Source organism: Planctobacterium sp. AWM4_229, assembly GCF_056160305.1.
Map to the genome: position 1 here is coordinate 26,130 of NZ_JBSWWX010000010.1, position 12,609 is coordinate 38,738.

At 46.4% G+C, this 12,609-nt stretch carries 8 protein-coding genes; 4 read left to right on the top strand and 4 right to left on the bottom strand.

Annotated features, from left to right (window positions below):
- Window positions 1-8: 8 nt before the first annotated feature.
- Both ACXAGP_RS19460 and cspE read left to right on the top strand, forming a co-directional pair.
- Entirely contained in the window at window positions 9-3,098 is a 3,090-nt protein-coding gene (locus ACXAGP_RS19460; protein ID WP_475263301.1) for a beta-galactosidase, read from the top strand.
- Window positions 3,099-3,347: 249 nt separating this feature from the next.
- A complete protein-coding gene (gene cspE, locus ACXAGP_RS19465; protein WP_338291080.1) occupies window positions 3,348-3,557 on the top strand; it encodes a transcription antiterminator/RNA stability regulator CspE in 210 nt (69 codons plus the stop codon).
- A 66-nt stretch (window positions 3,558-3,623) separates the two neighbouring features.
- Here the strand turns inward: cspE and ACXAGP_RS19470 are convergent, their stop codons facing one another.
- The 3 genes from ACXAGP_RS19470 to ACXAGP_RS19480 form a co-directional block, all read right to left on the bottom strand.
- The gene (locus ACXAGP_RS19470) at window positions 3,624-6,743 is read right to left on the bottom strand and encodes a beta strand repeat-containing protein (RefSeq protein WP_475263303.1); all 3,120 of its coding nucleotides are present in this window, start codon (window positions 6,741-6,743) and stop codon (window positions 3,624-3,626) included.
- A gap of 222 nt (window positions 6,744-6,965) precedes the next feature.
- The gene (locus tag ACXAGP_RS19475; RefSeq protein ID WP_475263305.1) at window positions 6,966-7,502 is read right to left on the bottom strand and encodes a DUF3750 domain-containing protein; all 537 of its coding nucleotides are present in this window, start codon (window positions 7,500-7,502) and stop codon (window positions 6,966-6,968) included.
- 102 nt (window positions 7,503-7,604) lie between these two features.
- Window positions 7,605-8,396 (bottom strand): Rossmann-like fold-containing protein, encoded by a 792-nt coding sequence (locus ACXAGP_RS19480; protein WP_475263306.1) that lies wholly within the window; start codon window positions 8,394-8,396, stop codon window positions 7,605-7,607.
- Window positions 8,397-8,572: 176 nt separating this feature from the next.
- On the opposite strand from ACXAGP_RS19480, the gene ACXAGP_RS19485 reads away from it, so the two are divergent.
- A complete protein-coding gene (locus tag ACXAGP_RS19485; protein ID WP_475263308.1) occupies window positions 8,573-9,193 on the top strand; it encodes a hypothetical protein in 621 nt (206 codons plus the stop codon).
- Between the two features lie 73 nt (window positions 9,194-9,266).
- Here the strand turns inward: ACXAGP_RS19485 and ACXAGP_RS19490 are convergent, their stop codons facing one another.
- Window positions 9,267-10,442, bottom strand: coding sequence for a DcaP family trimeric outer membrane transporter (locus ACXAGP_RS19490; RefSeq protein WP_475263310.1), 1,176 nt, complete (start codon window positions 10,440-10,442; stop codon window positions 9,267-9,269).
- 227 nt (window positions 10,443-10,669) lie between these two features.
- Between ACXAGP_RS19490 and acs the strand changes: the two genes are divergently transcribed.
- Window positions 10,670-12,607: an acetate--CoA ligase gene (gene acs / locus ACXAGP_RS19495; protein WP_475263311.1), complete on the top strand. Its 1,938-nt coding sequence runs from the start codon at window positions 10,670-10,672 to the stop codon at window positions 12,605-12,607.
- Window positions 12,608-12,609: the final 2 nt, after the last annotated feature.

Sequence of the window (12,609 nt, forward strand, 5' to 3'; positions counted from 1 at the left end):
GAACTAAAGTGAGAACGTTACACGATATATTGGCGTGCCGGGATTGGGAAAATCCCCAAATCACTCGCATTAATACACAGCCAGCACACACTGGATTATCGGCATGGACAGATTTAGAACAAGCCCGAAGCGACAACCCATCGCAGTTCAAACTCTCTTTAAATGGCACATGGCGCTTTAAGTTGTTTGCCTGTCCAGAAGATGTGCCAGAAGAAGCGGTTTCGGCAAATTTTGATGCAGCAAACTGGCATGGCATTGACGTTCCATCAAATTGGCAACTGCAAGATGCAGCTAAAGGCCAAGACAACCCCATTTATACGAATGTGAAGTATCCTTTTGAGGATAAGGCGCCGTTAGTTCCAAAAGACAACCCAACCGGATGTTATTTCACCGAGTTCGAAGTGCCTGACAGCTGGCGAACAAGGCAAAATCGTATTTGCTTTGAGGGGGTAAATTCCGCCTTTCACTTGTGGTGCAACGGTCGCTGGGTGGGGTATTCTCAAGACAGTCGGTTACCTGCTGAATTTGATTTGAGCCATTGTTTGGTGGATGGCACAAATCGCTTGATGGTGATGGTTTTGCGCTGGAGCGATGGCTCTTATCTGGAAGACCAGGACATGTGGTGGTTAAGTGGTATTTTTCGGGATGTTACTTTATTGAGTAAACCTCAGCTTGCAATCCAAGACTTTACCGTGCGCACGGAGCTGGATGCCGTCTACCGAGATGCCAGTATCGAAGTTGAGACTCTGTTGACTCAAGCCAATGATACTGTAAAGGTTGAAGTTTCAATATTTGATGCCCAAGGCAAGTTGATTGAGCGTCAATCGAGCCAGCCCAAACAAAAGCCCATCGATGAGAAAGGAGCCTATCCAGATCGCTGCTTTAGCAGGATTGCGTTGCATAATCCTGAAAAATGGAGTGCTGAGTCACCTTATTTGTATCGATTGATAGTAACCCTCTACTCCGACAACGGTGAGGTTCTGGATTGTGAAGCCTGCGATTTGGGTATTCGTCAGGTGGAAATTAAAAATGGCTTATTATTGTTGAATGGCAAGGCGCTGCTCATCCGCGGTGCTAATCGCCACGAACATCACGAGGATAAAGGCCACACGGTGGATTATGACGACATGCTGCAAGATATTTTGCTGCTAAAGCAGAATAATTTTAATGCGGTGCGCACCGCCCATTACCCCAATCATCCGCTTTGGTATCGCTTGTGTGATCAGTATGGATTGTATGTGGTGGATGAAGCCAATATCGAAACCCATGGTCAATTCCCGATGCGAAAATTGTCCGACGACCCTCATTGGCTACCGGCATATAGTCAGCGCGTGACAGGCATGTACGAACGGGACAAAAATCACGCCAGCATCATCATCTGGTCTTTGGGTAACGAATCGGGTATTGGCAGTTCACACCATGCTATGTATCAATGGTTGAAGCAACGCGATCCTTCGCGCCCGGTGCAATACGAGGGAGGCGGTTCGAGAACTGCGGCAACTGATATTATTTGTCCTATGTATGCCAGGGTGAATACGGCATTAAAAGAACCGGCAATTGATCGATTTTCTATCATAGATGAGATTGGGCAACCGGGGGAAAATCGCCCTTTGATTTTGTGTGAATACGCTCACGCCATGGGGAACAGTCTGGGCTGCTTCGACAAGTATTGGCAGGCGTTCAGACAGTACCCACAACTGCAGGGCGGGTTCATCTGGGACTGGGTGGATCAAGGGTTAACTAAAATCGCAGACAGCGGCGAAAAGTATTGGGGATATGGCGGCGATTTTGGTGATCTGATCAATGACCGCCAGTTTTGTATTAACGGCCTGTTGTTTCCCGACAGAACCCCACATCCACATTTTTTTGAGGCTAAATATCAGCAACAGTTTTATCAATTTAAATTGTGCTCGCAAGAGCCGTTAATCATTGAAATTGAAAGTGAGTACTTGTTTACTTCGGGGCCGAAAGAAACCCTTAGCTGGCAATTGCTGGAGGATGGCATCGTCATTCAAGAAGGTGATTTGCCTTTACAAATTGATCCAGAAGAGACCACAAAACTACTCTTGTGTGAGGCCTTGCCGGAGCGTAAATCGGGGAGCCAGTATCATCTCAATATTGATTTGCACCTGGCCGAGAATACAAGTTGGGCGAATAAAGGTCACTGTACTACCAGTGCACAATTGACTTTAACCGGATTATCGGAATTGCAAACAACGACAACTGTGGCGAGTAGTTTACCTGTGGACATTAGCGAAACCGATGAGTTGCTCGATTTGAGTTGCGGCGAACATCAGTGGCAAATTACAAAGTCTGTGGGGCAGTTGAGTTCCTGGTTGCAAAGTGGCAAAGAGACGTTGGCGGCAGCGCTAACCGATAATTTTTACCGTGCGCCATTGGATAATGACATCGGTGTGAGTGAAGTTAATCGCATCGATCCCAATGCGTGGGAAGCCCAGTGGCGAGAGTGGGGGCTGGACAACCTCAGGCATCAATGCACGGAGCTTAATTTCAATAAGCTTAACGATGGCGTTTTGGTTACTTCTTCGCACCAATATTCTGGCAATGGCAAAGCCTTAATTGCGACTGTCTGGCAATATCATTTCTCCGAGCACGGCGTCAGTGTCAATGTCGATGTCAGCGTAGCGCCGGGTATACCTTCGCTAGCGCGGGTAGGAATGGAGTTACAGTTAGCTGAAATTCCAGAAATGGTAAATTGGAAAGGCTTAGGGCCTCTGGAAAACTACCCGGATCGCAAATCCGCAGCCCGTTTTGGTCATTGGTCACTGCCAGTTGAGCAGATGCATACTGACTATATCGTCCCTTGTGAGAACGGCCTGCGCTGTGAAACGCGACATTTGGAAGTTGGCAATTTGAATATTGCTGGTGATTTTCACTTTAACGTTAGTCAATATTCCACTGCACAATTGGATAAAGCCACCCATACCTGGCAGCTACAGCAAGAAGGCTGCTTTGTGCGCCTGGATGGTTTCCACATGGGTATTGGCGGCGATGATTCCTGGAATCCTAGTGTACATCCAGAGTTTTTACTTAATCGGGAGCGCTATAAATACAGCTTGCTATTAATGGGGCAATAAAAAAGGTGAGCCGTTGCTGAATAAAAATTCAGCAACGGTTTGAAAAATTACTTCGCTTCCAGGCACTTATAGTGCTATTATCATTCTCGGCCTTTGGTCAGTTATATTTTTTGTTATCCGCTTAAGTTCTGCTTTACCCGTCAAACCTGTTTGGCGACCATGTACCTTCAGCAATTCCAAATAAGTAATTAAACAAGGCTCTACCGGCGCTTATGCGTCAACATTTAATATTTTTATAGGTTTATTTTTATGTCTAAATTGACAGGTTCAGTTAAGTGGTTTAACGAAGACAAAGGTTACGGTTTCTTAACTCCAGAAGAAGGCGGCAAAGACGTATTCGTTCACTTCCGTGCCATCAAATCTGAAGGTTTCAAAGTGTTGGTTGAAGGTCAACGCGTAGAATTTGAAGTACAACAAGGTCAGAAAGGTCCTCAGGCTGCTGAAGTTGTAGTACTTTAATCCCCAGCGGATTAAACAAGAAAAACGCAGCTTAGGCTGCGTTTTTTGTTTTTGAGAGCTTCGTTTTTATTCTTCAATGATTTTACATACATAGTCTCCGCACACCGAGTGGTTTACCGTTTTTGCGGGGCGCAAGGTCCGACTGCTTGTAGAGTTAGTACATGAACCGCTGTTGTAAAGTAAATATGATTTATAGGTTTTTGTGCTAGTGGCTACACTAGTGTCTGACTCATACAAGCGTCCATCATTATATGCTGGATGGTAAGTTATACCGGCCGTATTATAATACAGTGTCCCTGTGCAATTGCTGCCTGAAAAATACATGTTTTGGCCACTTATCTTGGTATCTCCGCCTGATAGCATGTCCAGTGTTTGTGGGATACCAGAGCTTGGCACTAATACCCAATTATAAACTTGTTCTATATTTTCTCCGGTTCTCAGGAATCGTCCTATTTTCGTGCTACCCGAGCCATCATAAACATATAAAGCACCGGTTTTCGCGCTGGAGGTAGCCGACGCTATCGCATTGTCTACATAGGTTTCGGTGGCCATACCCGTCAGGGTTACGGACTTGGTATTGCCACTCTCATTGATACTGATTTGTCGATTACTATTGTTGAAACTCACCGTAGAAATCAGCTCATTGCTGTCATTCGCATCGTTGTCATTAATTGAGAAAGAGCCGCCGCTGCGCGACAAGGTAACCGTGCTGCCGGACTTACTTACCGTTTGAAGTTCATTAGTACTACTACTATCGCCATCGGCAACATTCACATTCACCGAACCTCCGCCATTAGAAAGTGTAATGGTGGCACCGTCGGCGCTGAGTGTCTGGATTTCATTGGTGGCATCCGAGTCACCGTCATCGATACTGACAGAGCCGCCACTGCGCGACAGAGTCACGGTATTGCCGGTTTTACTCAAGGTTTGAATTTCATTGGTACTGCTGGAGTCATTGTCGGCAACGCTGATCGAACCTCCACCGTTAGACAGGGTTACAGTATTTCCTGTTTTACTCAGGGTTTGCAGTTCGTTGCTGGTACTGGAGTCGGCATCATTAATGCTAAAAGAACCACCGTTATTGGACAACGTTACTGTTGTGCCTGAAAGGCTAACCGTTTGTAACTCGTTACTGGCATCAGCATCAGCGTCTTCAACTTCATCGGTAAAGCTGCCACCACTGCGTGACAAGGTGACGATACTCCCTGTTTTACTGATGGTTTGTAATTCATTACTGGTACTGGAATCGGCATCGTTGATACTAAAACTACCACCACTATTAGAGAGTGTTACAGTACTGCCTGTGATACTGACCGACTGTAATTCGTTACTAGCATCAGCATCGGCATCGTCCACTTCGTCCACAAAGCTACCGCCACCATTTGACAAGGTAACAGTATTACCCGATTTGCTAATTGATTGTAGCTCGTTGCTGGCATCAGCATCAGCATCATCCACTTCGTCGATAAAACTGCCGCCGCCATTCGATAAGGTAACGCTATTGCCCGATTTAGTGATTGTTTGCAGCTCGTTGCTGGCGTCGGCATCAGCATCATCTACTGCGTCTACAAAGCTGCCACCGCCAAGAGTAAGGGTTACCGTATTATCGGTTTTACTCAGGGTCTGTATTTCATTGAGGGGATCGGAGTCTGCATCGTTAATGCTGACACTGCCACCACCATTGGACAATGACAAGGTACTGTCAATTACTGATAATAGCTGAATTTCATTGGTTGCATCGGCGTCACCGTCATCCCCTAAACTATTAAGATCAAGCACGTATGTGTTGCCAGCGTCTATTATGGTTAGTGTGCCTGTTTCAGCTGCGAAAGTCGCTTCTGTAATTAATTCGTTGCTGCTATCAGAGTCAGCATCATTAATGCTGAATGAGCCTCCGTTTTGCGAGAGTGTCACCGTGTCGTCACTTAGCGTAATGGTTTGCAACTCGTTAGTAGCGTCGGCATCTGCATCGTCCACTTCATCAGTAAAGCTACCGCCATCCAGTGATAAAGAAACGGTGCTTCCTTGCTTTGATAGTGTCTGAATTTCATTAGTATCATCAGAATCTGCGCTCAGTACCGTTAAGTCAACGCTATATGATTGTCCTGCCTCCGTTAGAGTTAACATGTTACTTTCCGAGTCAAACGCTATACTCTCCAACAACTCATTACTGGCATCAGCGTCAGCATCATCTACCAGATCTTCGCCCTCTATGGCAGACCATTCAGTGCCATTGCACACCATAGTCATTTGCGCAATTGTGTCGTAATAAAGGGCTCCTTCGCCTTCGGTACTACAAGTAATTGGCGGCTCTGAAATCGGGATCAAACGAATGCCAATAATCTCAATTGGCATTCGGGTTAACAGGGTATTTTGCACTTCGGAGGATTCTGAGAGTGATTGCACCTGTTCCTGGTTGTAGGGGTGTAAGTTATCAGTAATGTCCCAAGGGTCGGTACCAGCGAGATACTCATCATAGTTACTTACGCCGTCCTGATCGTAGTCCGCACTCGCGTCAGCTGCATTGCCTGGATCCAGGCTATAGGAGCGCTCCCACTCATCCATAATGCCATCGTTGTCAGCGTCCAGGGACGTAGGTTTATAATTGGCATAGCCTTCTGAAAAGAGGATATTGTCTGCGAAAAGCTGAGCGTTGCCTCGTTCACTCAAAGCTTCAACTACCAGGTAAACATCTTCGTAGCCTGAAGTAAAATCAAAGTGGGCTTTATTGGGCGTAAAATTGATAGCGACAGTTTTGAAGGAACCTTTATTGGGTATACCATGACTGTACTCATTGGCTAATTCAATAAACTTATTGCCCGATTGCAAACCGATTCTATAAGCCGGGAAATCTCCTTGTTGCTTTCGGCCCAGTCGCAGACTCAACCTGTAGGTTTCATCTTCTAGCAGTGTAGTATTCAGCTTTTGTCTGATGGCACCATTGCGTACGAATACCACATTTCCCAGTGCTTCAGCGTTTTCAAATTGCGACTCTGACGGTTTAAATTGCCCGCCAACGGCTGTGTATTCGTCGAGATAATCAACTAGCTCCCAAGGATACGATTGATGGTTGTACTGGATTAAACTTTGGGCCTGGTCTTCAAAATCACCATCAATGAGGATGTTGTTGGCACTCAGCGACTGGCTTATTAGCGCTAACGTGAGCGTGGATAAAAAGTGTTTCATAATACATTCCTTAGTGGGACAAAATAATAAAATTGATGTGTCCTTTCCTTTTGGTGTGCACAACCTGAAAGGTAAAACAATTTCTCATATCGGAATGTTTGGGTATTTCTTTACACGTTTATGGGAAAATATTTCTCTCAAGAGACGCCCGAGAGTATTGACGGTGATTTTATAGGTGATGGAGAACGATAGAATTCCGGGGGCGCGGTTGTTCACGCAATTCTATCGAGCATAACCACTACCAATGGCGCGAAAGGGCATTTCCAGCTCCAGCTCTGGTACCTGTAAACCCACCCAGGCGGGAAAGGTATTGCTATTTGGCCCCGGAAACAGAGTGTACTCGTCTGCCCAAGGATATTTGCCAACTGCGGCAATAATTTGTGGGATCAAGGTTTCGGCTTTCTCTCCTGAGACACTGTGAAATTTCTCTGGTTTTGCTCCATACCAGTATCGGTCTGGTGTCGCTGTTTTATATTTTCTCAATGCGGGTTGACCATGTCGCACACGCCAACCGACTACCTCGTAAACTGTATATTCCGGTGAATTCTTCTCTTTAACCGCAATCCAGGTATGCACCGCAAACCAGCCTCGCCAGCTAAACGCATCTGCGGCATAAAACTCGATCACGGCTTCTTTATGTAATAACGGATCAGCAGCGATGCCTGCCGGCGCGCGACTAGCGGTACGCCAGTTATTGCCTGAACAGGCAACTAACAAAATAGATACTAATACCAGAAATACATATTTTTGAAATTTCATAGGTGCTCACTGCAAGTGTTCTTGCATCATCATCGTTGAATAGGGAGCAATCAGGCAACAGGGATTCGATAAACGTCAAAAGAAAAGCGTTAGATCAACGCATCAGTTATTTTCGGTGAGGTAGTTTTCCCAGTTTTGCTGATATTCGGCGCGGCGCTTGTGTTGTCTGGAATTCAAATGATTTAGCCAATCTTGCTCGTCAGCCACGGGGCCTACTTTGCACAAGGGGCAATATTGCGCACCTGCAGTAACGGGCGAATTTAGTTGAGGGATGGTTTCGGAAAATGCTTTGTCTGACCACACATAAGTTCTGGCGGCGGTGCTTTTTACTTGCTTGTCTCTATCCACATTACGCACTCTGTAACCGTGAAAATCACTTGGGTTGAAGGGCATATCCCCCAAATACTGTAATGCACTTTGCTCACCCAAACATTCAATGTGCCAGTCGCAATAGGGTTTGACATCCTTTGAAGTAACGTAGCACAGGCGAGCGCCATCGGAAGACAAAAAGTGATTAGCGGAATGCTTAATAAAATCACTGAGTAAACGTCGATTCAAAAGATTGCTATCTGGACCCTGATGCCAGCTTTGACCGGGCTTGCGCTGTCCATTATTGGGCACTAAGGGGAATTGAAAAATAGTCACATCGAAGTTAGCTGCCAGCTTCGGCTGAAAAGAGTCAGGCGCGGTGATATCCACTTCGAAACACACTTGATGCCCATTGCTTTGCAGGGTATCGATGGCATTGAGTTGATACTTTTCCCTGATCTCCTGCTCTGAATCCAGGACACTGGCACAAACTCTCAAATCCGGGTATTTTTGGGTTAATGCCAGTGAAAAAGACAGGTCGCCATCACCGATAGTGAGTACACGCCAAGATGGATGCAGATACATAGATTTATGGTTTCTGATAATCAAAGAGCGGTTATTGTAGCGTCTTACCAGTATGAATCAATTTGTTGAAATCACACTATTTTAGGTATCATGGGATTTCAGGAAAGGTTAGGGTAAAGGCAACAGCTTATTACTCAGCCAGATAAGAGAGACAATCTTCAAGGACACCCCAAGGCATGTTACAAATTAACACCGCAAAAGCAATTAAGTGGCGGGCAGTATTTGCCGAGTCCGCTTTTATTGGTGCCAGTATTCTGTTGGCGTTTGCCTTGCAGGATTGGGACGAAGAAAGAGATATTGAAGAGCGCACCCACATTGCCATGTGTAATGTTAAATCTGAATTAGCCTTTAATCGGGTGCTCATAAAACGTGGTTACGTGCCTAAACAGCAAGGTTTATTAGCCACCATTCGCGCGGCGATTTCCATGGGACGTCAAGGCGAACAAGCTCAATCAATTGATGTGAACCTGGAGTCTATGTTAATTCAGGAATCGCTGCGTTATTCCGCCTGGTCGCTGGCTGGTGAGTCGGGTTACATGTTGCATGCAAACTATGAATTGGCCACCGAGATAGGCGCGGTTATTGATTTTCAAAAAGACAGCTATCAGCCGGTCATTAATCGCCTTAATGCCGCCATTTTTAATCACGGTGAAGCACTGCAGGAGAATAAACGGGAGTCGCATGTACGGTTAATTAGTTTAACCAACGAGTGGGTTGCACAAACCCGATATCTGGAAAGTAAATACGAAATGTTATTTGCCCGTGAAGATTTTATCAATCTGGAATGTGCCCAATAAATTAAAGTCTTTTGAAAAAAAGGCGACAAGAGAATTGTCGCCAACACACACGAACAATGTGATTTTACTGATATCAAAAAGCGTATTTTGCAGAGAATTGCAGGCGATTCATATCACCTTCCAGGCCACTTTCCACTTCCCGTTGAGCAAAAGTATATTCCCCGCCGAAGGTAAGCTCTTTACTTGGTGAGTAAAGCAAGTTGGCGCGAGTGCTCCAGGTGGATTCCGTGGTGTTCAATCCCGTCAGGTCGGTATCGTTATCCGCCGAAAACGCAGAATAAGTAAAGCTGGAGCGCCACTGTTCATTCCACATGTGTCGATAGGCGATAGCGAAGCCCGTAGAATCAATGGCTTGTAATTCATTGTGCTCATCCAGCACGGCGCCATTAACAATGTTTAACCCAGAGTAACGCCCCAGGCCAGCTCCAGTATTAAACATCAAACGAAGATCATCGTCACCAAACTTAAACTTTGCCCCTATACTGATGCCATAACTGGTTTCAGTGCTGTCTATGTCATTGTCGCCTTGTTGATTCTGATAGGCTAACTGTCTGACCAATGCGGCGACAGTAACATGGCCCCAATCTCGTTTGTGGTTATAGCGCAATACCAAATCGGGCACGGCATTATCGTCAGCGACGATGCGTCCACCACCTTGGAATGGCGTCACGGTTGTTTCGGGGTTTTCCAAAGCAATTTGAAAGGGTCCATTGGTATAGCGAATCATGGCTTGTCGAGCGAAAATAGTGCCGTCGGTAACTCCGATAAAATCTAGCGTTTCCGGCAGCGCACTGACGTCCTGGAATGTGGTCCAGGTTTGTCCAAATAGCCAGTTCTTATAGGTTAGAAAAGCGTGTCGAATTCGAGGCTGATGACTGTTGCTGATGCGCTCATCACCATCAGGGACAACTTGCATGTCAAATTCTAATACGCCTTTTATGGTTTCATCGTTTGCCAATTGAGTACTGGTGGTAAAACGAAAGCGAGACTGACGGATATGGGCGTCGAACTGAGTGTCTTCGTCTTCCCCCCCCACAGGAGTTAAGCTGGGGATGTAAAAGTCTCGTCCAATATTGCCTGAGGCTAACGTGCCGTCGCTGTAGTTGCTGGCCATGGCATCTAGTTTGACGTAGCCAGAAAAACTAAAGTCGGTATTTTTAAGTGGACTTGCCGAGACTGTTCCTGACAGAAACGAGCTACTGAGTAAGACGGCACTTAACAGGGGTAGGGCTGAAGCTATTTTTTTCATTTTTTTTCCGGAGTCAGTGGAACACCGTTTTAAAATGAGCCTGAAAACGCGATTTGGATATAGGGCTATGGTCCCAATAAGACCAAAGTCCTGGATGGCCCTCTACATCCGCTCATTTTTTTGATGTAACACAACTTTTGTGCATACGGGACCAAGGTCCTATACAGAATTCTGGTGAGTTGGTTTAAAGTTTTGTTAACATCTCACTATTACAAGCAAGGTTGGTTATGAACATGCCCGTAGATCAGCAAGCCATTGAGCGCGATTACCAAATTAAAGCGCAAGATTATCTGGAACAGTATCAGTCATCATTAGAGAGTAATGACGCCTTTTGGTTAGATAAGGCGAACACATTAGATTGGATTAAAACCCCCACCCAAGGTTTTGAAGGCGGCTTTGAGCCGGGGAATATCAATATTAAATGGTTTGCCGATGGTGTGTTGAATGTCAGTACCAATTGTATTGACCGCCACCTGGCACAGCGCGCCAGCGACACTGCTATCATTTGGGAAGGCGATAGCGCCGACGAAGATAAACACATCAGTTTCCAGGAGTTGCACGATGAAGTGTGCAAACTGGCCAATGCCTTGAAAAAACTGGGTGTGGAAAAAGGTGATCGAATTGCCATTTATATGCCCATGATCCCACAAGCTGCTTATGCCATGTTAGCTTGTGCCAGAATTGGTGCGGTACACTCGGTTATCTTTGGTGGCTTTTCGCCAAATGCCATCGCTGACCGAGTGAATGATTGTCAAGCGAAGGTAGTGATCACTGCTGATGCCGGTCGACGTGGTACTAAATCGGTACCTCTGAAGACCAATGTTGATGCGGCGTTGAGCAATAACGCTTGTCCCAGCATAACCCATGTTTTGGTTTTTAATGCCGTGGGTCTTGATGTGCCTATGGGCAGTGTCGATGTGGATGCAGCTACTATCCTTGCCGAGTGCGACAGCCACTGTGAACCTGAGCCCATGGCGGCGGAAGATCCGCTGTTTATTCTTTATACCTCCGGCTCTACCGGTAAACCGAAGGGGGTATTGCACACAACGGGGGGGTATCTGGTATACGCCGCGGCGACTCATAAGGCCGTTTTCGATTACCAACCCGGTGAAGTGTATTGGTGTGCGGCAGATGTTGGCTGGATAACTGGTCATACTTATATTGTTTATGGGCCGCTGGCCAATGGTGCCACTACGGTCATGTTTGAGGGGGTACCTACTTATCCTGATGAGCGTCGTATCGGTCAGATTGTTGATAAACACAACATTAATATTCTTTACACTGCACCCACTGCCATTCGCGCACTGATGGCAAAAGGTGAGTTTGCCGGCGAAAGTTCAAGCAGAGAAAGCTTACGTTTGTTAGGCTCTGTGGGTGAACCCATTAACCCAGAGGCCTGGCACTGGTACCACCGTGTTATCGGTAATAGCCGTTGTCCGATAGTGGATACCTGGTGGCAAACTGAAACCGGCGGCATGATGATCACGCCATTACCCGGTGCTACCGAGATGAAACCTGGTTCAGCGACTAATCCATTTTTCGGAATCGAACCTGAGCTGGTGGATAACGAAGGCAAAACTCTCGCAGGTGCCACTGAGGGCAACCTTATCATTAAGCGCAGTTGGCCGGGACAGGCTCGCACCTTGTGGGGTGATCACGAGCGTTTTGAGCAAACCTATTTTTCCACTTATCCGGGGAATTACTTCACCGGTGACGGAGCTCGTCGCGATGAGGACGGCCACTATTGGATCACCGGGCGGGTTGACGACGTGCTCAATGTATCTGGACACCGCTTAGGCACAGCCGAAATTGAAAGTGCTTTGGTATCGCACCCCGCCATTGCTGAAGCGGCAGTCGTGGGTTATCCCCATGATATTAAAGGCCAAGGCATCTATGTGTATGTTATTCCGGTAGCGGGCACTGAAGTGACAGATGAGTTAAGCAAAGAAGTCGTAAGTTGGGTACGAAAGGAGCTCAGTCCAATTGCCTCGCCAGATCTGATGCAGTGGACACCGGGATTACCCAAAACTCGTTCCGGAAAAATCATGCGTCGTATTTTGCGCAAGATAGCTGCAGATGATTTCGCCAGTCTGGGGGATACTTCTACACTGGCAGATCCGGGGATTGTGGACACCCTGATTGAAAACCGTATGAATCGCGGCTAATC

Bases quoted from the DNA above. Each gene is read 5' to 3' on its own strand.
- cspE (WP_338291080.1), top strand. From the start codon at position 3,348: ATGTCTAAATTGACAGGTTCAGTTAAGTGGTTTAACGAAGACAAAGGT.
- ACXAGP_RS19470 (WP_475263303.1), bottom strand. From the start codon at position 6,743: ATGAAACACTTTTTATCCACGCTCACGTTAGCGCTAATAAGCCAGTCG.
- ACXAGP_RS19475 (WP_475263305.1), bottom strand. From the start codon at position 7,502: ATGAAATTTCAAAAATATGTATTTCTGGTATTAGTATCTATTTTGTTA.
- ACXAGP_RS19480 (WP_475263306.1), bottom strand. From the start codon at position 8,396: ATGTATCTGCATCCATCTTGGCGTGTACTCACTATCGGTGATGGCGAC.
- ACXAGP_RS19485 (WP_475263308.1), top strand. From the start codon at position 8,573: ATGTTACAAATTAACACCGCAAAAGCAATTAAGTGGCGGGCAGTATTT.
- ACXAGP_RS19490 (WP_475263310.1), bottom strand. From the start codon at position 10,442: ATGAAAAAAATAGCTTCAGCCCTACCCCTGTTAAGTGCCGTCTTACTC.
- acs (WP_475263311.1), top strand. From the start codon at position 10,670: ATGAACATGCCCGTAGATCAGCAAGCCATTGAGCGCGATTACCAAATT.